The sequence below is a fragment of the Mucilaginibacter sp. genome (assembly GCF_028288205.1).
Taxonomy (GTDB): domain Bacteria; phylum Bacteroidota; class Bacteroidia; order Sphingobacteriales; family Sphingobacteriaceae; genus Mucilaginibacter.
On sequence record NZ_JAQBOD010000067.1, the window covers coordinates 20,884 to 45,947 of the forward strand.

Here is a 25,064-nt window from a genome sequence, read left to right on the forward strand (position 1 = left end):
TATTTAACCGGCTTTGTTTCCCGGCTGTTGTTCTTCATAGCGTATCTTTTTAAATGCCGGGGCAAATGTTTTATATAAGATGCATAAAAGGGGGTTAAGGTTACAAATTGATTTAATTTTTTAATGCGGGGAAAAGTGCACCTAATAAATCATCTAAAAGTGAAAAGGTTATGGAAGGCGATTTACTATGGGTACTACATAAGTCATTCTTTTCTGCCACATGCTTTTCTGCTTTAGTAGTAATAGGAGTTATACTATTAATATATAAGGTTAATATAAGCCCGCCAATAAGCAGCAGACTTATATACCTTATATATGTAACAAATAGTTTCATTATTTAACTTTTGCAGGTTTTGCAACTTTAGCCGAATCTGGTTTTATTACCGGGGTAACCAATGTATCTATTTTACATTCCAGTCCGTTAACTGTCATGATAAATGTGGCCGATGTTGCGTCAGGCTTTTTGTTGCTTTCTTTGCATTCGCGCACATTGATACCGTTTCTCAAGAACTCATTTAACCTTTCATCAATTATCAGGGTTGAATTTAAAGGCATCTTTAAAGTAAGTTCAATTTCCTGGTCGTGCCATGATTCGCCTGGCATTCTTTGCAGATACCGGTCGAATTTTAAAATTGAGTCCTGCTGTACAAATATATACCGGGTATTGCGCGCGTTTAATAATGCGTCATCATAGTGGCTGCCCTTGGCATGAAAGGTCTCGATCAGAACAGGTTGGCTCACGTCGCTTTTTTCTATTTTGATGGAAAGGTTATCCGGTTCAAAATCATTATTCTCATCGGTAACAACCATGTTTTGAAAATGTGATTTCATATCGAGCCTAACACTATCATCATGTGAAAAGTATTTTACATCATTAAGTTTTAAATAATAGGTGTTTTTAGGGGTAGGAGCTATTGTAACTGTTTGGTTAAAGCTGGCGGATGACCTGAAACCGGCTGCAATTTTTGAGCCGTAAAAAACCAGTACCCCAACAGCAAATAACCAGGCTACAAATATTACAGAGGCAATTGACTTATCGATAGTGCGGGTATTAAATATTGCTTTAATAGTTAATAAGAAAATAGCAAGTACAGGAATAAAGGCCGCAATAAAGCCGGATACATATATTCTGTTTGCATATTCATTTAACATGACGCTAAATGGGAACATGTGCGTATGTGAGTCGCCCCATACGGTTGCAAGGCCCAGGCAAACTACCAGGAATATGGCAAAGCCTAAACAGGCCAATAGTATCATTATGCCCAATATTTTAATAAATATTTTACCGGCACCTCTGATAAATTTACCTAAGTGGAAAAAGAACTCATTTATGAAGTCTCTAAACTTATATACAAGGGGCTTTGCTTCTTCCTGCAAATTTGTTAAGTGGTTGCGCACAGCACTTAATTCTTCTTCGAAGTTGTTTTTAAAACCCTGAAGATTTAGCTTTTCGCCCTTCATGGCCATGCGGTCTGCACGGGTAATAGCGCGGGGGATTATTATCCACAATATAGCATACAATAAAACGCCGGTTCCAAAAAAAGCAGCAGACAAGGCAAAGGCCAGCCTTACCCATATAGTTTGTATATCAAAGTAATTTGCCAGCCCGGCACAAACACCACCTAACAAATGATCGTCCGGATCGCGGAACAACGCACGTGTGGCGCTATTATTATAGGTATAGTTATTGTGTGTGGATGATGTTTCTTCTTCGGCATGTTCAAAATCTTCAACTGTGCCCATTTGCTCAATAATCAGCCTAACATCCTGCTCAACTATAACCTGTTTGTTTTCACGGGCCAGTATATCAGTAAACATTTCGGCAATGCGGTTTTCAATATCTGTTGTAATTTCAAGGCTGTCTGCCGAGTTTAAAAAATGACGTTTTACATCCGTCATATAAGTTTTTAATGTTTCGTAGGCATCTTCTTCAATATGAAAAACGGTGCCGTTTATGTTTATAATGATCGTTTTGTTCATGATATGATATTTTATCGGTTTGGTTTATTTCTTTTTTCCAATAGTGGTTTGTACTGCAAAGGCAAGCTCCTGCCAGGTTTTATCCAACTGTTCCAGCGTCTTCCGGCCTTCATCAGATAGCGCATAATATTTTCTTGGCGGCCCAGACGTTGATTCAACCCAATTATAAGTAAGCAGGCCATTGTTTTTTAACCGCGTTAATAATGGATATAAAGTGCCCTCTACAACAAGTAGTTGTGCTTTTTTAAGCTCGGCAATTATATCAGAGGCGTAAGTTTCGTCACGGGCTATGATTGATAGTATGCAATACTCCAATATACCCTTACGCATTTGTGTTTGTGTGTTTTCTGCAATCATATGGCAAAGATATATGCTTTAAAATGTATTATGCAATACATGGTACTAAATAATTTAATATTTTTTAATTAAATGCACTTTTCGGAAAAAAACTTTCAATTTTTTAACGATTTTATTTGTCTTTTTGATAATGGAACACTACTTTTATAATTAATTAACTATTAACTGATCTTATTATTAACAAACATGAAAAAACTTCTACTAGTAAGTTTGTGTTTTCTGGTGTTATGCGTAACACAAGTATTCGCACAAAACCGTACAGTTACTGGTACGGTTACCGCCAAGGATGATGGCCTACCCATTCCGGGAGTAACAGTAAAAATTAAAGGAACAAGTGTTGGAGTGCCAACAGATGTGAATGGTAAATTTTCGATAAGCGCTCCACCTACCGCGGTGTTAGTGTTCAACTTTATCGGTTACGCAAGCCAAGAAGTATCTGCCAGCAGCACTCAACTAAAAGTGATGCTTGAAACTACAACCAACCAATTAAGTGAGGTTGTGGTTAATACCGCTTTTGGTGTTAAAAGGACCTCAGAAAGCTTGGGCTACACTACAACTTCGGTTAGTGCCAAGGAGCTTAAGCACGGTGGTGTTACCAACTTTACCAACGGCCTGGCCGGTAAGGTAGCAGGTTTGGTAGTTACAACGCAGGACAACGGCATTAATCCTGCCACACGTTTTACCCTGCGCGGTACACGCCACATTAATGGCAACAACTTCGCGTTGGTGGTTTTAAACGGTGTGCCAATCTCGCCAAATGATGTTAACACCATCAGCCCGGACGACATTGAGAGTGTTGACGTGCTGAACGGTGCGGCAGCATCAGCATTGTATGGTTCTGAGGCATCTAACGGTGTAATGGTAATCACCACTAAAAAAGGTTCGTCTAATGGCGCTCCGCAGATTAGTTACAGTAATACTTACCAGTTAGAGAAGCTTGCAAACATACCTGCTACTCAAAAACTTTTTGGTAGCTATGGTGGTGAAACCGGCGATCTTGATCCTAACACAGGTTTTATTACTCACCCAATCTCTTACGAAAACCAATCTTACGGCCCTTTATATGATGGCAGCCTGCAAGTGTTAGGTATTCCTTTGGAAAACGGTACCACACAGAAATATCCTTATTCACACATTAACCCCGATTCACGCTGGGGTTTCTACCAGACTGCCCATACCGAGCAAAATGCACTTTCATATTCACAAGGTGACGCTGCTACAGGTAATACCTTTAACTTGTCTTTAAACCGCCTGGATAAAACCGCTATTACACCCGGCGATACCTACCAACGTACCATAGTACGGATATCGGCAGCGCATACTTATGGCAAATTTAAAGCGGATTTCACAGCGAGTTACTCTAAATCAGATCAAAGCACCGGCGCTGATCCGATAAACACATTGATAAACACCCCATCATGGGTGCCGTTGCAAAATTTCCAAAATATTTATTCAGATTTTGCTGACCGGAATACCTATTTCAACTCTTACAATACCAACCCATATGCAGGTATAGCAGAGTCAAGGACAAATGTACGTCAGGATGCGTTCAATGGTAGTTTTAGCGGTGTGTACACCTTTAACAAGTGGCTTGATGCGACTTATCGTTTAGCTACTAACTTTGGTACTTATCAGTCTCAATTTACGCAACGCCAACGTAATTATAGCCAGTATGCACTTTCTGATCCGGGAGGTACCGGTAACCGCGCTTCAGGTGTAGGTACGCCGATCTTCCCTGGCCAGGTAACAAATATTTCCCAGTTTGGTGATGCTTCTAACTCAACAGGAGCAGGACCGCAAGGCTTTGCACGTACCACACAAGACATGTTGGTTCACTTTCAACATGATTTTCTGACAAATTTTAAAGCTGACGCCCGTATAGGTGCTACCATTTGGGAAGAAAATTATAACCGTATCACCAACAGCAGCACAAGTTTGTTTATCCAGGATTTTTATAACATCGGATATATCTCAGGCCAGCCTACAACTACCCAGGAAAGTGCTAAAATCAGACAGACCGGTTATTTTGGCGACCTAAACTTAGCCTATAAGAATGTTGCTTTTATCGAAGGAACTGTACGTAACGAACATGATTCTCGTCTTGCAGAGTCTGTACGTTCTATTTGGTTCCCATCTGCCAACGCCTCAATTGTGTTAACAAATGCTATACCGGCATTAAAAGACAACAAATATATCAGCTACTTAAAAGTAAGAGGTGGCTGGGCCGAAGTGGGTGACGTAAACATTGGTCCTTATCTTTACCAACCAACCAGCTTCTCTGTACCAAGCGTAGCTTCCGGAGGCTTTCCTTACGGAAGCTTAACCGCTTTATACCCTTCAGCCAACTTAAACAACCCGGCATTAAAGCCTGAGGTTACCAGGGAAACAGAATTGGGCCTGGAGTTAGGCTTGTTTGACGGACGAATTACAGGTTCTGCTACTTATTATAATAACCACACCACTAATCAAACCCTACAGGTTACAACTTCACCATCAATCGGTTATACAAGTACCACGCTTAATGTGGGCGATGTAAGAAACTATGGTATGGAGTTTAGATTAAGTGGCCAGGTTTTAACCAAAGCGAAGAATAAAGTAGGGTTAGATTTGAGCGGAAACCTGGCTATCCAGGATTCAAAAGTTCTTTCGATTATACCCGGGATAAATGCAATATCCATTACAAACAATAACCAGGCTATTGTAGGGTTAGCATTCCCACAATTAGTAGGTACCGATATATTGCGCGATGGCCAGGGCCATGCTGTAGTAAACGCTGCTACCGGTTACCCGGTAGCCGACCCTACTGTGCGCCCGCTGGGCCGTACCACACCTAAGTATATATTAGGTTTAACGCAAACAGTAAGTTATAAATTTATTACGCTAACCGTTACCAGTGAATTCCGTACAGGGTATGTAGTATATCTTGACGGTTTAAGAACCCTAACAGGCGCTGGTATATCAGCATTTTCTGCCTCTACAGGCCGTAGCCGTTTTGTGTTCCCTAACTCAGTAATTAATACCGGGACTACCGCCGCCCCTGTATACGTAACTAATACTAATTCAGCCATTAGTGAAGGCAACATTAACTTCTGGGATAGCGGCGCGTTTTATAACGCAAATACAACCTACACAACCAGTGGTGCATATTGGAAACTAAGAGAGGCCGATCTGGTATTTGATCTTACATCGTTTACTAAGAGTATCAAAGCTATCAAACGGATTTCCATCGCTGTAAACGGACGTAACCTATTAATGTTCAGGCCGAAAACCAATCAATATTTCGATCCGGAATTTGGTGGAACCGGTAACAACCAAGGTTTCGTTGGTACAACTTTAGCAACCCGTATATTTGGCGGGTCTTTAAATGTGACTTTTTAACAACAAAAAAAATGAAAAAATATATAATTGCTATTTTGATACTTGCAACGGCCGGGAGCGGTTGTAAGAAGACATTTTTAAGCGAACTGGCGGTTAACCCTAATACGCCGGCTGTTGCAACGCCCGCGTTATTGCTGGCCGGCGCCTTAAAAACAACCGCAGACCTGGTTGCTCCGGGATCTTCGCGTGTAACCAGGCTTACCATTTATGGTTTTTATTCGGGCTATTTGTCATGGAGTACCGGTACACAGCCAGACCAGGCAGTATACCAGTATATCTACACCACGTCGACCTTTGATTTTTTTACGCCTATATACGCTAACCTGGCCAGTTATGATAATATCATCAAATCAACTACCGATCCTTACTATACTGCTATAGCTAAGATCATGAAGGTTTATATGTTCCAGACATTGGTTGATAATTATAATGATGTACCTTACAGCCAGGCATTGCAGGGCGCAACTAATTTAACACCTGTTTATGACAGTGGTTCGTCGATTTATGATGACCTGATGAAGCAGCTTGACGCGGCTATCGTGTTAATTACCAATGCGCCAGCCACCGTTAATGCACCAGGCACATCAGACATTGTGTATGGCGCTAACAAAACTACTGAAATGGGTAACTGGAAAATATTTGCTAATACGCTGAAATTGAAATTAGCAATTCGCCAGTCAAACGTTGCTGCCAAAGCCGCGGCACTTAAAACTGCAGTACAGGCTACTGCTGCTATCGGTTACATTAACGTTGCTGTACCAACTAACACATCAGGCAATTTAGTTGTAGGAGCCGAGGCTAACGTACAGCCGGGTTATGCCAATATCAACGGCCAACAGTCACCTATCGATCAAGCGGTTGGTTTCACGCAAACCGGCGGTGTATCCGGGTCAGGTGCTACTTATTTTGCTAACTCATATTATGTTAACAAACTGATCGGGGCCGGTACACCATACGCGCCTGATGATGTTCGTTTATTCCAGGTTTATGCGCAATCAACTTCAGCTACTACAGCTCCTATTGTTAATGCCGCTGTTGGTAAAATTGAAGCTACCGCCCTTGGTCAAACCGCGCCACCGCAAGAGCTTAATAATGCAGGTACCGCGTTGGTAGGCGTTAACCAAAGTAAATACAGCGCGTTTATATTAAACCCGGTAAAATCATCGCCGATCTTCACGGCTGCAGAATCATTATTTTTGCAGGCAGAAGCCGCTAAAAGTGGTTTAATAACAGGGATACCTGCTACGTTATATAACGCAGGTGTAACCGCTTCATTTATTGATTTTGGTTTAACTGCTACCGCGGCAACCACATATTTGGCCAAGCCAGCTTATGCTTATCCTGCTGCCGGATCAGATGATGTACAGGAAAGTGCTATTATCTATCAAAAATGGGTTGCGTTAAATCCTGCCAATTACTTTGAAGCGTTTAATGAGTACCGCAGAACAGGCTATCCGGATCTGCCCCGCTCTATATTCCCGGCCGCTACCGGTACAACCCAACCGGCGCGGATCCCGTATCCGTTAACCGAGTACAACACCAATGCTGCTAACGTAGCTAAAGCGGGTGTGGCTGATACATTTACAGGCAGGATTTTTTGGGCGAAACCGTAATTTAAAGTTAAATAAGGCATTAACCCTATAAATTAAATTAAAAAATTAAAAGATGAAAAAACTATTTTATATAAAACTCGCCTCGGCTTCATTGATGTTGGCGACTGTTTTTAGCTCATGTTTAAAAGATGATGGAAGGTCTATCGATTTTGCATCGAATAAGCCTGTTGTTGATTTTGCATTGACGGCTAATGCCAAGCAATTAACAACTGCCACCATATCTGGTACAGCAGCAACCAGCAGCCTTAACGCCCAGATAGTTGCTTCCGCACCGCGCGATCTTACGTCGCCTACAGCGGTTACGGTAATTGTTGACCAGGCTGCAATGACAACTAAATATGGAACAACTTACACCCTATTACCTGCAAGCGTTTACACTATAGCAGGTAGCCTTACTGTTAACATTGTTCCTGGTATTGTAGAGCGTGTTGCCCCGGTGCTGCCAATAGTAGGCACTCCGGTAACTTTACCAACCAGCTTAGGATACGTATCGTTCACTGTTAATGGCCCTGCTCTTAAAACATTGCAGACTGCTAATCCAACAGTAACTTACATGCTGCCACTTACTATATCATCGGCAACAGGAAATGACGCTATTGTTGACCAATTCAAAACTTTATTTTTCAAAATTGTAGTTGGCCCATAATAACATATTTAATTAATAACTCAAAAGCCCCCCGAGATTTGGGGGGCTTTTTTTATTTGGCGCGGTTTTAAATGCGTTGTTACGCTGTTCATTGATTAGGCCGGAGTAAAAGCTAATGAAAAGTGGCCATTGGTATTAATATGACCCAACGTTTAAATACGCTTTACCACTTATTATTACAAGTGCAAGCGGCCAGGGCGTAATTGTAGAACAGTTTAATAAATTGATCTACGCTATTACAGCAGGCACATAATTTACTGCTTAATAATTATATACTAATACAAAGCCCCATGATATTATCGCGGGGCTTTTTTGTTCGTGGTTTTATTGATCAGTTATCAGGTAATAAAATTCAAATTATTTTTTAGCCTTCGAAGAATGTATAATACTTACCACTTCAATTTGATAAACCAGGGGGCTGTAAGGAGGGATAACGCCATTGCCATTATTGCCATAAGCCAGTTTTGATGGTATTATAAAAGTAGCAATAGCTCCCTTATTTAATAATTGCAAGCCTTGTATCCACCCGGCTATAGCTTTTTGTGGTTGTACCGGTATACCTATTGGCTGATACTCGCGTTTAGGGTTAAATATTTTTGCGCTTTGGGCCTTTTCTAAAATATTAGTATCAAAAATTTTTCCGTTAAATAATGAGCCTACATACACTATCACCGCAGTATCATTTACTGCTGCCGTGGGCCCCGTTCCCTTTTTATCCACCCTATAATATAGGCCCGAGTCTGTTTTTGTAACCTTCATCTTCTTATCGGCAATGTATTTATTAATCTTAGCAGGCTCGGCATTTTTAATCACATCTGCCAGCCCCCTCACATAAGCCATCGCTTTCTCTTGTAATGCCTGCCCGGTCATTGTACCTTTAGGTATTACTTTCTCAACTTTTATATCATAAATTACAAACTGGCCTTTAAAGCCAGCCGGCCTGGTAGTTTTTTTAAATATGCTGTCGTCGCTCATTTTAACAGAAAGGCTGTCACCCTCGGCCATTAGCCGTAAAGCAGAGAATACGTCGCCTTTAAAAATAGGGTTGGGTAAAATCATTAATCTTGGCGTTCCCTTTAAAAAAGTATTATCTATTACACTATCAAGATCTGTTTTTACAATAACATTCATACTTACAAAATCGCCCGCTTTTATTCTGGGGCCGCCTTTGTTAGTATACTTAATATACAACGTCCCGTCCGTAGCCTTTTGATAGCCGCCATTACAGCTTACCAATACTATCATAGCAAACGCTAAAAATAATATGCTTTTTCTCGTCATTTAATTATGGTTTAATGGGGATAAAATTAGGCTTAATTGAGCAAATTTATAACTTAAATATAGCTTGCCGCAACATGATGTGTTTTTACAGATAATTGTAAACCCCGGCCAAATATTAAAGAGCAATTATCAGGAATATGACCCGCCGGGAAATCAAAACAAACCGGGTAGCTATAATCTTTTACAACATCCATAACAATATCTTCAACAGTTTGCCCAAAGGGGATGTCGTTATCCTTTACTTCGGTAAAGCTTCCCACTATTAGGCCAGCAAGGGTTTTTAATTTTCCGGCTCTGTCAAGCGTACGTATCATTCGGTCTGTCGAATATAAATATTCACCCACATCCTCAATAAATAATATTTTGCCGTCATAACTAAAATCAGATACAGAACCTAACGACGCAATTAACAAACTTAAGTTACCGCCAATTAAAACACCGGCCCCCTCGCCGCAACGATTTAAAGGATGAGCGTTAAAAGAATAGGTTATTTCATCACCAAATAATGCTTTTTTTAAGCTTTCTAAAGATCTGGCAGAAGCATCAGGAATGTTTACCGGCATTTGCCCATGAATGGTTTGTATATTATAGTTGCTGTATAAATGGGTGTGCAGCAGGGTAATATCGCTAAAGCCAATTAACCATTTAGGATTTTGAGCAAGGCGGCTAAAATTAACCTTATCTATTATGCGGATAGTACCATAACCGCCCCGGGCGGCAATTATCGCTTTAACGCTGTCATCATCAATAAGGCGCTGCATGTCTCGTGCGCGAAAGTCGTCATCCCCGGCAAATTGATGAAAGGATGCGTCAACCGTTTCGCCCAAAACAACCTCAAGCCCCCATGATTGTAGCAGGGTAATAGCATCCGTCATTGGGCCGGGTAATTTTTTGGCCGGACAGGTTATTGCAATCTTGTCGCCCTTTTTAAGATATGGGGGTTGTATTCCGGAAGTTGGCGTTGCGTTATGCATAGCCAATATTAAAAAAACTTTCTGACTTTATGGTTTATACCGGTACTGAACAAGTAAAATAGTGCAGTTAGGTGCAGGTATGCATGTGTTGTGCAACGCCCTTTTTGCTTCCCAAACCAAATAGCTTATCTTTGCCAAATCCATTATGTCGCAACTTACTCAATTTAAACGATTCACTATTACCTCGGCTTTACCTTATGCTAACGGCCCGTTGCATATTGGCCACTTAGCCGGAGCATATTTACCTGCTGATATCTTTGTTAGATATTTGCGCCTGAAGAAACGGGATGTAGTTTACATCTGCGGATCAGACGAGCATGGCGCAGCCATCACCATAAAAGCTAAAAAAGAAGGCACAACACCACAAGCTATAATTGATAAATATCATAACCAAATTAAAAGCAGCTTTGAAGAGTTTGGTATAGCGTTCGATATTTATCATCGCACGTCATCACCCATACATCATGATCTTTCGCAGGAGTTTTTTCTGAATTTGTATGAAAAGGATGAGTTCGTAGAAAAAATGTCTGAACAATATTATGATGAAGACTTTAACCAGTTTTTGGCAGACAGATACATAATAGGTACCTGCCCCAACTGTCATAATGAAAATGCCTATGGCGATCAATGCGAAAGATGCGGCACCTCATTAAACCCAACAGACCTTATTAATCCAATATCAACCCTAAGTGGTAAATCGCCGGTTTTGCGCCCTACCAAACATTGGTATTTGCCGTTGGATAAATATCAGCCCTGGCTGGAGCAATGGATAGATAAAAAAGAGGGCAGCTGGAAAGTAAATGTATTTGGGCAATGCAAATCATGGCTAAAATCAGGCCTGCAGCCTCGCTCTATGACACGCGATCTGGATTGGGGGATTGATGTGCCATTAGAAGAGGCTAAAGGCAAAAAGCTTTATGTATGGATGGATGCGCCGATTGGCTATATTTCGGCAACCAAGCAATGGGCCATTGATAACGGAAAAGACTGGAAACTATACTGGAAAAAACAGGCGAATGAAGCAGATGATAGCTGCCTTATCCATTTTATTGGTAAAGACAATATTGTGTTTCACTGCATTATTTTCCCATCAATACTGCATGCGCATGGCGGGTATATTTTACCTCAAAATGTACCTGCAAATGAGTTTTTAAATTTGGAGGGTGATAAGCTTTCAACATCGCGCAACCATGCGGTGTGGCTGCATGAGTATTTGGAAGAGTTCCCCGGTAAGCAGGATGAGTTGCGCTATGTACTAACATCAATATTACCCGAAACCAGCGACAGCGAGTTTACCTGGAAAGATTACCAGGCCCGTGTAAACAACGAACTGGTAGCTATTTTAGGCAATTTTGTTAACCGTGTAATGATACTGATGCACAAGTTTTATGATGGCAAAGTAGAAAGCGATACCGTTAAAATCAGGCTAACAGATGGCTATTTAAATGATGAAATAGGTATATTTTATGATTCGCTGGAAAGCAGCCTGGAAACCTATAGATTTAGGCAGGGCCTGCAAAGCGTAATGGATATTGCGCGTTTGGGCAATAAATATTTAACAGACAAAGAGCCCTGGAAATCGATAAAAACCGATCCTGCAGATGCTAAGGATGCATTGCATAATTGCCTGTTTATAATAGGGCATTTAGCAGCCTGTTTACAGCCGTTTTTACCGGCTACCGCTAAAAAAATATTTGGCATGCTAAACCTGCCTGCCCAGATTGATTTTGAAAGCGAAATAGCGTTTGCAAACGGCCATCAGCTAAACCCATCAGCATTATTGTTTGAGAAGGTTGAGGATGAGGTAATAGCTTTACAAATAGAAAAATTACATAATAAGAAACAAGCAACCGAAGCAGTGGAAGAAACGCCAATAACCCCCGCAAAGGAAAACATCAATTATGAAACCTTTGCTACAATGGATATACGAACCGGCACCATTTTAACTGCCGAAAAAGTTGCCAAAACCAAAAAGCTGCTTAAACTAACTATTGATACCGGCATTGATGAGCGTACAGTAGTATCGGGAATTGCAGAGTTTTATGAGCCCGATGCCATTATAGGGCAAAAGGTAAGTATTTTGGTTAACCTTGAACCGCGCGAAATAAAAGGCATCATATCGCAGGGTATGATATTAATGGCCGAGGATAACGAAGGCAAACTGAGCTTTGTATCGCCCGTTGATGATTTGCACAATGGATCTGTTGTAAGATAGATTAATGTGCAAATGCGTGGATATGCAGATGTGCAAATGTTTTTGACTAACTCAGCTATAATTTGCACATTTGCACTTCAATAAAAAAGGTCCCGTAGTTCAACGGATAGAATAGGAGTTTCCTAAACTCTAGATATGAGTTCGATTCTCGTCGGGACCACTGAAATGATCCACCGTTGGTGCGTCATGGGAATCAAATTAAAAAAGGCTGTCTCATAAGTGTGTGACCAGCCTCTTTTAATTTGATTTATTCGGATAGATGGTGGAGAGTATTTTCGTATAAGCGATTCTCAGAGCCTTGATTTTACTTATGAGACGGCCTCTTTTAGTTGGATTAATTTCTACATAATTAATATTAAAGGAACAAAAAGGATACCACAATTATAGTGTAATTAATCACTTTATATTAACAGTGAGTGTGTATTTGGCACCATCATTATCAATTAATTCGACAAACGCCTGTGTGTCATTTTGGTTACCTGCCAATGTTGGATTAGCTATGCCAAAGGTTGCGTTAATAAAGTACTTACCAGCAGGTGCTACATGATCTTGAAAATTTATCTGTTGTTGAGCGCCATCACTCGGTCTGAAACATTGAGCGGAACACTTAACTCGCGTTGCTAAACACTTCACTTGTGGCTGCAACGTTGTTGTTTGAGCTGACCTTTCTGTAACGTTAACGCCACCAACTGTAACTCCTGTTTCGGTTACATATCCGGGTCTTGTAGGTACACCAGATTCGTCATGGCCCGTGAAAAGTACTAATTTCGCAACCCAATTGACAGTGTCGTTTCTAAATGTAAAGTAATCGAAACGGCTTTGATCGGCAAAAAGATTAAAGGCTTTTGAAATCGATTCTTTGTTGGTCAATGTTGCTTCTGCAACAATTGTACCGAGGATGTTGGGGAATTTCATACTTGAGAGTTTAAGTTTGTGTAACCAAATATAGTCATTTTCAAATAGTTACAAATATTTCTCTTGCCTGTTTTAAGTAATGGTATAATTATGTCATTTTGCATACTTCATCACAATTTATGTATTATAAAAACCCATATTATATTAATTATGGGGGTATATATTTCTGCCTGATGTAAGTTATTAATCAAAATTCAGAAGTAAAAGTTGGAGCATATTATGAAGTCAAAAAAATCGCCGAGTTTTTGGCGGATAAATATGACTTAGAACTGATTTATACAGATCGTTAGTCATTCAGGTTCCCTTAATTATTATTTACCTTTGTACTGTACTTCGGATAACAGTAGTTCTTGCATTTATATCAACTTTAATTTTTAGTTACCCATTCCCAACTTTTTTTCAGTTAGTTATGGGCATAGTTAGTGTAAACGGTTTTGTAAAACAATTAAATTTAAATGATATGAAAAATAACATAATAAGGTGGATTGGGGTAGTTACGGGGATGCTTTCAAAAAAGTTAATCTGTTGAGACGGTGCATGAACGAAAATATCATAACACCCCAGAGGTTCGATTCCTCCCATCTCCACAAAAAAGCCAGTGTAAAACTGGCTTTTTTATTGTTACGATGTAATTACATCCCATCCAAAGTCGGATACAAATTATCATCCAAACCCGCCGCACAATGCAAATCAGCCATAAAAGAGTTCGAGTTTTGTAGTCTAAGGACCACAAAAAAACGCAGTTTCTTATTACAAGAGCTGCGTTTTGCCTAATGGGCGCGTAACAGGTAAATCCGGGTTAATTATTAATAGGAATGCCCGCCTTCTCATTTCCCGGTGCCCACACTCTCCCAAGTTGCCTGTTTCTTTTAAAAAATTTACTTGATATCGTCGCTTTAATTTGGCTATTAATAGGCAAAATACGCCAGACTGTCGCTTTTAACACTTGTTAACATGACCCTTGTGAACGTTTGCATCATAAAACAACGTTTGATATTTCAGCAGGGACAACCTTGCAGGTACAAACGATAACTGTTAAATAACTACTTCAAATCCGAAAGCAAGAGCTATGAACTCATTTTTACGCATTAATCAATAAGTTTTTATTTAAAATGAATAATCGTATGAAAAGGATCAGCAGTAATATATACCAGATCAGCTTAGGCTGGGTCAACGTTTTTGTAATAGAAGATGATGGCCTGACCCTGATTGATACCGGTACCAAAGGGAGTGTAGGAAAAATTTTCGGCGCAATTAAGAACGCCGGAAAGAACCCTCACGATATCAAACAGATTATTCTGACCCATGCACATCCGGATCATGCCGGAAGTGCCGAAGAGCTTAAGCGAATGTTAGGGGTTCCGGTAATGGCGCACAGCGAGGATGCGAAGATCATGCGCTATGGTATTGCCTGCCGCAAAGAGATCTGCCTGACGCCCGGACTGAAAAACTGGCTGATCTATGAGTTGGCCATCAAACGGGCCGGCATCAATATTGAGCCGGTTTGTATAGACGAACAGTTAAATGACCATGACCTGCTGCCTTTGTTAGGTGGCATTCGCGTCATCCACACACCAGGCCATAGTAAAGGCCATATCTCGCTGCTGGCAGAAAACGAAGAAGTACTAATAGCAGGCGACCTATTGTCAAACAGCACCGGGTTGGGCCTGAGCGTCATCTATGAAAATATGGCCGAAGGCATCAGCAGCATCCTGAAAGTGACCAACCTGGACTTTGATAAAATGGTCTTCGGGCATGGCAGGCCAATTTTGAAGGATGCCGGCAGCATCACGCGGCAGGCCTTCGTTAACTATGATTATGCACTCATTTAAGCCGGGCACCAAACATGAAAGTCACTCAAATCCTGAAGCACCAGGGCCGAGAGCTTTATACCTTTGGCCTTAAACTTATCTTTGTCTATGCAGAATGCAGTGGGCCAACCTTGTTTGCCTCTTTAATTAATATTTGTATAACAAAGATTTCAAATTTCACGCTATTCAACTTAGCTATGATATATAAACTATATAGCCGTAAATATTCTACCCGGGTATTAATTAAATAATCCTTATTAAGCTTGCGCAAACTAATCTTATTATTAGCAATCTATTATCTTACCTTTATCGTAAAAGGAAGAATATTATTTGATACGACGGGCTTGCTTTTATGCGATATAAACTTTTATTTATAATTCTGTTACTTAATCCATTAAACTTAATATTTGCTCAAAGTATACCGTCGTCGTCTGATGAACTTTTTCAGCAGGCGCGAAAAATGGCTTTCGACAATAAGAACTACGCAGACGCTATAGCTTTATCTCAACAGGCGCTTTCTAAAAGTCCGGATTATACTGATATTCGGGTATTTTTGGGTCGGCTTTATATTTGGTCGAACCATGTGGATAGCGCACGTGTGCAGCTCGACGAAGCATTAAACAGGCACCCTGATAACGAAGACGGTGCAGTTGCCTATGCCAGTTTAGAGTATTGGAATGACCATTCGGCAAAGGCATTGCTATTTGTACAACAGGGGCTGAGATATCATCCTGCGTCGATAGATCTTTTATTATTAAAAGCTAAAGTACTTAATGATCTGAAGCGGTTCCATGAGGCAAACCTTGCTATTAACACTGTGCTTACAATAAACCCCAAAAATACAGAAGCCAGAGCACTGGCAGCACGAATAAAAGACAAAACTTCAAAAAACAAGTTTAGCGTAAATTACGATTTCATTAATTTTGATAAGCAATTTAGTAATCCCTGGCACTTGGCGAGTATTGACTATAGCAGGCAAACCACTATAGGATCTATAACGGGTCGCATAAATTATGCTAATCGTTTTAAAACCAATGGCGCCCAGTTTGAAGTAGATGCCTATCCGCATTTATCTAAAATATTTTATGCATACGTAAGCGGCGGCTACTCGGCTAATGTTGGTATATTCCCAAAATACCGGGCGGGTTTTTCATTGTACGCTAATTTACCCGCCAGTTTTGAGGGCGAGGCTGGCTTTAGGTATTTAAGTTTCAGCGGGCCTACCTGGATATATACTGCATCAGTAAGTAAGTATTATAAAAATTACTGGTTTAATTTTCGAAGCTTTCTTACACCAAACAACAATAGTGTTTCGCAATCATTTTTGCTTAACGCCAGGTATTATTATTCGGGAGCAGATGATTATCTAAGTTTTAGTATAGGCACCGGTATATCTCCGGATGACCCGAGGAATAACATTTTATTAAATAGTGACAATGCTTATAAATTGCGTTCAAACAATATAGCTGTTGGTTACAGGCACGCCTTTAAAACATTAAATGTGATTTTTATAAACTTAAGCTGGATTAACCAGGAGTATAAGCAACAAACCAGGGGAAATCAGATTGATGCCGGTATTGGTTATATCAGGCATTTTTAATCCTGGGCGGCTAACTTTTTTTGGTTGTAAACCCCTTTCGCGTCATTTCGCCCCATGAATTTTTCTTTCTTAATAAATCTATATTGCCCTTGATGGCAGACCATACCACAAATGGGTGGAATATTAAGGGCTCTAAAAGTGCAGTTAACATTAAATTTAATATATCTTTTTGCCGCTTATATTGATGGTATGTTAAAACTTCCATTAATATTGCAAAAATAGAATACAGAAAACCAAAGCTGAATATAAAGCCCAATAACGTAACAAAGAAAATCCAATTTATTAAGCCCAAAATACCGAGTACTAAAAAACCCGCCATGCCAACGAATTCAACAATTGGCGCCAAAAACTCAAAAAAGAACCAATAGGGGTAACTTATCATTCCTAATAAGCCATAACGCGGGTTAAAAAACATAACCTTATGGAGGCGCAGTGTTTCAATAGTGCCGCGGGTCCAGCGATTGCGCTGCCGGCCCAAAATTTTGAAAGTTTCCGGGGCTTCTGTCCAACATAACGGGTCAGGAATAAAAGCTACTTTATAGGGTAGATTTAATTCTTTCATATAGCGGCGCATTCTAACCACCAGCTCCATGTCTTCCCCAACGGTGTTATGATTATAACCACCACATTTAATTACAATTTCTTTATCAAACGCCCCAAACGCACCAGATATTAATAGCAAGCCGTTTAGCCGGCTCCAGGCCATACGCGCAAGCAAGAAAGCCCGTATATATTCAAGTGTTTGCACCCGGGGTAAAAACTGTTTAGGTAAATTTACATTTATTAACCTGCCTCCTTCAATTTCGCAGCCGTTGGCAATACGTATTACACCACCTGTTGCAATTACCCTATGATGGGGGTGCTCTAAAAATGGCTTGGTAAGTTTTAGCAAGGCATCCTGCTCTAAAATGCAGTCTACATCAATACATACGATGTAATCATTTTTAGCAATATTAACACCTACATTTAAAGCGTCCGCTTTACCACCGTTATCCTTATCAACTACTATAAGTTTGCGGTATATATGATTATGGCTTTTATATACACCGCGTACGTTTTTGGTTGGAATTTGCTGGTTTACAAAAAAACCAACCTTATATAAGTCATATCCTTTAATTAACTTTTCTAATGAGTCATCTTTGCTTCCGTCGTTTATAATAATAACCTCTAAATTGTTGTAATGGATAGAAAGCAATGATCGTACATTCTCAATTATATTTGCACCTTCGTTATAAGCAGGCGCCAAAATACTAATACTGGGTGCCTGGGTTGAGGCCGCCAGTATGCGGTAGTCGGTAAAGCTATTTTTATGCAGATAATTATTTACTTCGCCAATAGAGTATATGCCAATAAATATATAACACAATAGCAATATTATTGAATAGGCTAATATGCCATAAGTGAAAATATCAATTATAACTGGCAGCAAATTCATAAAGCCAACTCGTTTTTTATTTGAGCAATAATTTCTGCAAGCGGATATTGCTGCGCTTGATAATGATGTTGCAAACTTTTAAAACCATCGGCGCCAATTTTAGCCAGGGTGCGTGCAACCATTAGTTTTAACGCCGCGTTTTCATTATTTAGCTGATCTAATAAAATCGGGATATCATCATTTGTAGCAATATTTTGCAATACTTTAACAATTGCCATTTGGTGCTTTATATCTTCTATTAAATATCTGCTAATTAAAATTTCAGAAGTTTTATCAGTATAAATTTCACCCAAGCTTATTATAGCTTGTAATCTTACATTAGGATCTAGGTCTTCCAGGCATTCAACGATACTATCGTGCAATTCAAACCTATGATAGTTTCCGGCTAACTTTAAGGCAAAAGCAACCACTGTTTTGTTTTCAGATTTAAGCCATTTTTCGATACCACTGAAATTTTCGGTGGTATGAGATAGTTCATGTAATAATTGAATTTGTTGCCACTCGGTAACCGGATGCGATATCACATCTAAAAAGCGCAATCCCTCAAAGCCATAAAAATTTACAACAGCAATTTGCGCCTCCATGCGCACCAGTTCGTTAGCGTTATTGGTAAACCGGTATACTGATGTTAAATTTTCCTTTAAGCCCATGATAGATAATTCTTGTATAGCCTGTGCTTTTATGTACCATTTGTAGTTTTTAAGCTCGGCTAATGCATATTGATGTAAGCCAAGCTGTATATAAAGATGTTTGAGATTTTCGGCAGAGCTGCCGCTTACATTCTTCTTAGCATTTAACAGCTCATCTGTAAGCAATTTTCTGAAATGAGAATTTTTTAACAACAGCCTCTTTGTGCGCGAGGTAATTGGGATGTTGTTTGCAGGATCATCTTCAGTTTCTTCATAGAATATGGCTTTGCGAATTAAAAGATTTGCCATCAACTTCCATTTATGAAGCTTGTGGCTACGTTTAATTCTTAAATGCATATAAATAAGAATAAAACCAATAAGCAGTAAAATAACTACAATAAAAAAAAGGATGGCCAGGTTAAAATAGTGGAGCTCGATGACCATAAAATAAGTGAATTTATTTTATGAATGACCAACTTTTATTAGTCCGAACCTCTTAATGCGAACTGATAGCTCATTCGGGCTAAATGGCTTGGTTATATAATCATCTGCACCAAGCTGAAACGCCTCAAGTACAACATCTTCCTGCCCCATGCCAGAAAGCATAATGATGGGGATCCGGTTAGCATACTTTTGCCGCACAGCACTGATAATTTCTAATCCCGATGAGTAAGGCATCATAATATCGGTAATTATTAGATCAGGCATACATGATTCTATTTTTTCTAATGCTTCCCGTCCGTCATGTGTTATTATTACTTCATGCCCATCCTTTTTAAGGCGGAACTCTAAAGTTTTAAGCATTAAATCATCATCTTCAGCTACTAAAATCCTCATATCTCAGCATTTATACGAAATTATTATCCTAAAGTTGTACAAAATTTAGCGAAGTACCAAACTTCAAACTTGATAGTGTAAATTGCTGCCGGTTTAAGTTTTATAACTATAGCTTATTTATGCCTCAAAAATCACAATCTGCCGAAAAGGAAAATTTACATCCGCGCAACTTGCACCGTGGCAGGTATGATTTTAAACAGCTTTGCAAAACCAGCCCCGGCTTAAAGGCGTTTGTATCGATAAATCAATACCAGGATGAGTCTATAGATTTTAGCAACCGCGAAGCCGTACGGGCCCTAAATAAAGCATTGTTAAAACATTTTTATAATGTTGATAACTGGGATATTCCGCCAGGATACCTTTGTCCGCCTATACCGGGCCGGGCAGACTATATTCATTATATAGCCGACTTGCTAAACGAAACCCAAACCGGTGTTGCGGGCAATAAAATAAAAGTTTTAGATATTGGTGTAGGGGCAAGTTGCATTTATCCTTTAATAGGTAATAGTATCTATGGTTGGCAGTTTGTTGGCACAGATATAGATCCTGACGCAATAAGATCAGCAAAAAAGATAATTTCAACAAATAAAAGCTTTCAGGATAATATTGAGCTGCGCCTGCAAACCGGCCAGAACGATATTTTTAAAGAAGTAATTAAACCGGGAGAGGTTTTTGATATTAGTATTTGCAATCCGCCTTTCCATGCATCTTCACAGGATGCGCAGGCAGGCACTGTGAAAAAGTGGGAAAACCTGAAAGGCAGGAGTCTAAGTACACAATTAAACTTTGGCGGCAAAAATACAGAGCTATGGTGCGCGGGTGGCGAGGCGGCATTTATCAATCGAATAATTGAGCAAAGCGTTTTAGTAGCTAATCAATGTAAATGGTTCTCTTCATTGGTGTCCAAAAAAGACACACTTCCAATAATTTATAAAACACTAAAATGGGTAAATGCTGCAGATGTCAGAACCATAAATATGGCACAAGGGCAAAAAATAAGCAGAGTTGTTGCCTGGCGATTTTAGCTGTTTGTTTTATTATATAAAACGTGTTTAGTGATTAAATTCGATATAAAAAATTAGTTTCCCCCGTGAAGTAAGCAAATGCAGCAATAAACCTATACCCATTAAATGTTATTACTGTACTGTACCATGTACACGTTGATACACCCTGGTACACCCAAAATTGTAATGCGCTGAAAATCATCATATTAAACAATTTCCAAATAAAACTAACTATTAACGTGTTTAGCGATACACCCAACCGGGCACCCGTAATAGGGTGATACAGGGTGTGCCACCATTAATAATACGTTATCAGATAATGATTTATCAGTAACAACCAATATGGTTAATTAATAAAAGCATAACCTATACTTTTTTATTACCAATATTTCGGCCACTAATCAATATGGGTTTTTGGCATCGATGCCATAGCTATGGCATCGATTGCAATATAATATAGTATAAAAACAGAATAAATACTAATAAATGGGCAATTACTTTAAAATTTTATTTGCAAATATAATTTTATTGTTACATTTGTTTACCAATTTTTATAGAATACAACCAATATAATACCCTTTTTTCGAATATTAAATCAAAACAAGTGAACAACGATAGATTGTGTGTTTTGTTGAAAATGTACTTTTTTAATACAATTAGTACAATCGATTGTAACGAATTGCGGGCTTATTTAGCCCCGGTTAATTACAATACAACATTAGCTGTGTCAGCTAATGTTGGTGCTAACTCTTTGTTAAAAAAGATCAAAGCAAGCGCGCATTTAAAAAGTGAAGAAAGGAGGGCAACTATGGCTTAATCGATACCTAAACCTCACTGTTACCTAATTAAGTACCGAGTACTTTTACTCCGGTTTTTGGCTTTTGGAAGCTGACCCCAGGTAATCATTTAATTTAACCAATTACAATTAAACTAACATTCAATGTATAAGATATATAATGCATTTATTTGCGGCAAAAAATTTTGCTGTTCAAAAAAATCGCTGCTTATAATGAAGCTTACCATGGTTTTGTTAACTATGGCCTTCATGCAGGCAAGCGCGAAATCTTCTAATGTTGTTGGTACAACTTTAGAAGTTGCACAAAAAACAATAACAGGTAAGGTAGTCGATGAGAAGGGCTTACCATTACCAGGAGTTATTGTAAAATCAAAAAGTAACGCTACAAATGTTACTACAACTGATGCTCAGGGTAACTATAAATTAGTTTCAACTGATGATAATGCCACAATTATTTACTCATTTGTGGGTTACGAAACTCAGGAGCAATCATCAAGAGGTAAAACTGTTATTAACGTAACAATGGTACCAACCAACTCAAATCTTGATGAAGTAGTAGTTGTGGCTTACGGCACACAAAAACGTACAAGCGTAACCGGTGCTGTAGGTACAATTAACGCTGCCGAGATCAAAAGAAACTCAGTAACGGATTTAACTAACGCTATCGTTGGTCGTACACCTGGTGTGCGTGTTACAACGGTTGATGCTAACCCGGGTTTATATAATACTAATATAGATATCCGTGGTTATACTGGTGCAGCTGGTGGTTATCAAAACCCACTATTCGTTATTGATGGTATCCCAAGAGATAAAGCATCATTTGACCACTTGGATCCGAATGAAATTGAAAGCTTCTCTGTATTAAAGGATGCGTCTGCTGCGATATACGGTGTACAAGCTGCAAATGGTGTAATTTTGGTTACTACCAGAAAAGGCGCGGCAGGTAAGGTACAAGTTAACTACACAGGTCAGGGTGGTGTTGTTTTGATCTTAACGTATCCTAAGTTGCAGAATTCTTATCAGGAGGAAACAACTTATGATGAAATGCTGTTTAACAGGCAGATAGCTAACCGGGACGATCCTATTACTCCTAAATGGACCTCTCAGAATATTCAAGATGCTTTTAACGGAAAAGGTACAAGCGTTGATTGGCTTAGTACTTTAGAAAACAGCCGTAGCAATCAATATCAGCACAACGTTAATTTAAGTGGTGGTTCTGATAAGGTACAATTCTTTACTTCAGGCGGTTATATCCATGAAGGTGGTTTGCTTTCAACAAATATCGAATCATCTGATAAATACAACGCAAGACAATCTGTAACAGCCGAAATAACAAAGGGCCTTACTTTTGATGTTAATATTGGCTTTATTGATCAATTATATTCAAGACCAAATCAATCAACTGCAAGGTATTATGTACTAACCCGTAACACATGGGGCTTTACTCCGCAGGATCCTATTTATTTAAATGACAATCCTAAATACTTTAATCAGGCTATAGACAATGGAGGAGATAACCCATTGGCAACTATTACCCGTAGCGTAGGTGGATATGATGATATGAATGCTAAACAGTTTACTTCTGTTACCGGTTTAACCTGGGTAGTTCCGCATATTAAAGGATTAACAGCTAAAGTACAAGTTGGCTGGGATAATAATAACAGCTTAGAAAAACAACAAATAAAAGCATTTAACCAATACAATTGGAACTTTACTACTAACAGTTTAAATACTTATAACCACGGTGGTATAGGTGGTTTAACCCAATTATCAGAAAATTATATTCAAAGCATGAGAAATGATTTGCAGTTTTCATTAAACTACAACAAGCATTTCGGAAAGCATAATTTTTCTGCGTTGGCACTTTATGAAGCACTGTATAATGAAAGTGATAACCTAACAGGAACTTCAGCTTTCGCGGTTGACGTGCTTGACTTGTTAAATGCAGGTTTGGCAGTTGGCCAAAGTGCAAGAGGCGGCAAAAACATCAACTCTAACGAAAGTTATGTTGGTCGTTTAAATTATGATTATGCCGGTAAATACCTTTTAGAAGGTGGTTTCAGGTATGAAGGATCATCTTATTTCCCGCCATCGGGCCGTTGGGGCTTTTTCCCTTACGTATCAGGTGGATGGAGAATATCTGAAGAATCATTTATAAAAAACAATTTTAAATGGATAGATAACATTAAGCTTCGCGGTTCATACGGTACAACCGGAGATGACCAGGGCGCTGCTGGTAGTTTCCCTGCATTTACAACAGGGTATACTTATCCATCGGTTAACTCTATCTATCAGCCTTCAACAGGCGGCAGAAACGGTGGTTTACAGGTAGGTACCGTATTTGGTACAACCGGTGGTACTACTAAGGGTGTTGATTATAAATCAATTGCCAACCCTGATATTACCTGGTATACTTCAACAACTGCTGATATAGGTTTAGAAACATCATTCTGGCATTCATTATTAACTTTTGAAGCTGATGTATTTAGCAGAACAAGACATGGTTTATTAGCCACAAGATTAATTGCAATTCCGGGTAACTTTGGTGGTACATTACCTCAGGTTAACCTGAACTCTGACCGTACACGTGGTTTTGAAATTACCCTGGGCCATAGAGGTGTATCCGGCGAAGTGAGCTACGGTATTAGCACTAACATGGGCTTTTCACGTTCTAACTGGATCCATAATGAGCAAGCTCCAAGGACAAATCCATATGATAACTGGTTAAATAATAGCGAAAACAGGTATGTGGATTTCATCCGCGGAAGAACAGTTGTTGGACAGTTCCAAAGCTATGCTGATATTTATGCATACAAACCTATTATTGATAATAACGGTAACAGAACAGTTTTACCGGGCGATTTAAAATATCAGGATACCAATGGTGACGGTATAATTGATGGTAATGACGAAACAATTTTAGCTAATGGCGGTTTAAAACCACTGGTTTTCTTTGGTATGACTGTTGATGCTACCTGGAAAGGTTTAGATGTTACCTTCCTGATACAAGGTGCTACAAATTATAACGTTAACTATACTGACGCCTTATCACAACCGTTCATTCGTGACCCGCAGGATCCTATTACTGAATATATTGACAGATGGCACCACCAGGATCTGTTTGACCAAAATAGCCCGTGGGTACCAGGAAAATGGCCATCAACAGCTGGTCCGAACGATAGGAGTAACCGTTTACAAAACAAAAGTACATTTACTGTATTCGACGGATCTTATGCACGTTTAAAACAAGTACAGGTTGGCTATACTTTCCCTAAGAAATTGCTTAGTAAAATAAATATCAGCAAGTTACGCATTTTTGCATCTGCATACAACGTTTTTACAGTGCATGGCAAGGGTTTGAGTTTTGTTGATCCGGAATATACTGACAGCAACCCTCAAAGTGGTGGTTCTAACTATAATGCCCCTTTGGTTATGAATATAACAGCAGGTGCTAACATAACTTTTTAAAACTAAAGAAATGAGACAGATTAAAATTGTATTACTAATGGTGGTTTTGACAGGGCTATGCTCCTGCCGGAAGAACCTGTTGACTGTACAGCCAACCAATTTGCTGACAGCCGACCAGATTGTAA

The 25,064-nt window shown here is 39.3% G+C and carries 16 protein-coding genes and 1 tRNA gene; 9 read left to right on the plus strand and 8 right to left on the minus strand.

Annotated elements, in window-relative coordinates:
• Positions 1 to 333: 333 nt before the first annotated feature.
• Together JWR23_RS17650 and JWR23_RS17655 are read right to left on the minus strand one after the other, a co-directional pair.
• Positions 334 to 1,980, minus strand: a complete 1,647-nt coding sequence (locus JWR23_RS17650) for a PspC domain-containing protein (RefSeq protein ID WP_299517847.1) — start codon at positions 1,978 to 1,980, stop codon at positions 334 to 336.
• Positions 1,981 to 2,004: 24 nt separating this feature from the next.
• Positions 2,005 to 2,337: a PadR family transcriptional regulator gene (locus JWR23_RS17655; RefSeq protein WP_299517849.1), complete on the minus strand. Its 333-nt coding sequence runs from the start codon at positions 2,335 to 2,337 to the stop codon at positions 2,005 to 2,007.
• A 186-nt stretch (positions 2,338 to 2,523) separates the two neighbouring features.
• Here JWR23_RS17655 and JWR23_RS17660 point away from each other — a divergent pair, with 186 nt between their 5' ends.
• From JWR23_RS17660 to JWR23_RS17670, 3 genes are read left to right on the plus strand one after another with little or no spacing between them, the layout of a single operon-like run.
• Entirely contained in the window at positions 2,524 to 5,715 is a 3,192-nt protein-coding gene (locus JWR23_RS17660; RefSeq protein ID WP_299517851.1) for a SusC/RagA family TonB-linked outer membrane protein, read from the plus strand.
• Between the two features lie 11 nt (positions 5,716 to 5,726).
• Positions 5,727 to 7,328, plus strand: a complete 1,602-nt coding sequence (locus tag JWR23_RS17665) for a SusD/RagB family nutrient-binding outer membrane lipoprotein (protein ID WP_299517854.1) — start codon at positions 5,727 to 5,729, stop codon at positions 7,326 to 7,328.
• Positions 7,329 to 7,380: 52 nt separating this feature from the next.
• On the plus strand, positions 7,381 to 7,974 hold the full coding sequence (locus tag JWR23_RS17670; protein WP_299517856.1) for a DUF1735 domain-containing protein: 594 nt from the start codon (positions 7,381 to 7,383) through the stop codon (positions 7,972 to 7,974).
• Positions 7,975 to 8,331: 357 nt separating this feature from the next.
• Here the strand turns inward: JWR23_RS17670 and JWR23_RS17675 are convergent, their stop codons facing one another.
• The gene (locus JWR23_RS17675; protein ID WP_299517857.1) at positions 8,332 to 9,255 is read right to left on the minus strand and encodes an FKBP-type peptidyl-prolyl cis-trans isomerase; all 924 of its coding nucleotides are present in this window, start codon (positions 9,253 to 9,255) and stop codon (positions 8,332 to 8,334) included.
• A gap of 53 nt (positions 9,256 to 9,308) precedes the next feature.
• Positions 9,309 to 10,229 (minus strand): LD-carboxypeptidase, encoded by a 921-nt coding sequence (locus JWR23_RS17680; RefSeq protein ID WP_299517859.1) that lies wholly within the window; start codon positions 10,227 to 10,229, stop codon positions 9,309 to 9,311.
• A gap of 145 nt (positions 10,230 to 10,374) precedes the next feature.
• Here JWR23_RS17680 and metG point away from each other — a divergent pair, with 145 nt between their 5' ends.
• Positions 10,375 to 12,444, plus strand: a complete 2,070-nt coding sequence (gene metG, locus JWR23_RS17685) for a methionine--tRNA ligase (RefSeq protein WP_299517861.1) — start codon at positions 10,375 to 10,377, stop codon at positions 12,442 to 12,444.
• 88 nt (positions 12,445 to 12,532) lie between these two features.
• Positions 12,533 to 12,604, plus strand: a tRNA-Arg gene (locus JWR23_RS17690).
• A 236-nt stretch (positions 12,605 to 12,840) separates the two neighbouring features.
• Here the strand turns inward: JWR23_RS17690 and JWR23_RS17695 are convergent.
• Positions 12,841 to 13,359, minus strand: a complete 519-nt coding sequence (locus JWR23_RS17695) for a hypothetical protein (RefSeq protein WP_299517862.1) — start codon at positions 13,357 to 13,359, stop codon at positions 12,841 to 12,843.
• A 1,124-nt stretch (positions 13,360 to 14,483) separates the two neighbouring features.
• On the opposite strand from JWR23_RS17695, the gene JWR23_RS17700 reads away from it, so the two are divergent.
• Entirely contained in the window at positions 14,484 to 15,191 is a 708-nt protein-coding gene (locus tag JWR23_RS17700; RefSeq protein ID WP_299517863.1) for an MBL fold metallo-hydrolase, read from the plus strand.
• Between the two features lie 331 nt (positions 15,192 to 15,522).
• Positions 15,523 to 16,770, plus strand: a complete 1,248-nt coding sequence (locus JWR23_RS17705; protein WP_299517864.1) for a YaiO family outer membrane beta-barrel protein — start codon at positions 15,523 to 15,525, stop codon at positions 16,768 to 16,770.
• Positions 16,771 to 16,780: 10 nt separating this feature from the next.
• Here the strand turns inward: JWR23_RS17705 and JWR23_RS17710 are convergent, their stop codons facing one another.
• The 3 genes from JWR23_RS17710 to JWR23_RS17720 all read right to left on the minus strand — a co-directional run bounded on the left by JWR23_RS17710 (position 16,781) and on the right by JWR23_RS17720 (position 19,671).
• A complete protein-coding gene (locus JWR23_RS17710) occupies positions 16,781 to 18,205 on the minus strand; it encodes a glycosyltransferase family 2 protein (protein ID WP_299517865.1) in 1,425 nt (474 codons plus the stop codon).
• Entirely contained in the window at positions 18,202 to 19,143 is a 942-nt protein-coding gene (locus JWR23_RS17715) for a HEAT repeat domain-containing protein (RefSeq protein ID WP_299517866.1), read from the minus strand. Before JWR23_RS17715 ends, JWR23_RS17710 begins: the two co-directional genes overlap by 4 nt.
• Before the next feature lie 153 nt (positions 19,144 to 19,296).
• Entirely contained in the window at positions 19,297 to 19,671 is a 375-nt protein-coding gene (locus JWR23_RS17720) for a response regulator transcription factor (protein WP_299517867.1), read from the minus strand.
• A 119-nt stretch (positions 19,672 to 19,790) separates the two neighbouring features.
• Between JWR23_RS17720 and rlmF the strand changes: the two genes are divergently transcribed.
• Both rlmF and JWR23_RS17730 read left to right on the plus strand, forming a co-directional pair.
• Entirely contained in the window at positions 19,791 to 20,696 is a 906-nt protein-coding gene (rlmF, locus tag JWR23_RS17725; protein WP_299517869.1) for a 23S rRNA (adenine(1618)-N(6))-methyltransferase RlmF, read from the plus strand.
• A 919-nt stretch (positions 20,697 to 21,615) separates the two neighbouring features.
• Positions 21,616 to 24,939, plus strand: a complete 3,324-nt coding sequence (locus JWR23_RS17730; RefSeq protein ID WP_299517870.1) for a TonB-dependent receptor — start codon at positions 21,616 to 21,618, stop codon at positions 24,937 to 24,939.
• The last annotated feature ends 125 nt before the right edge of the window (positions 24,940 to 25,064 follow it).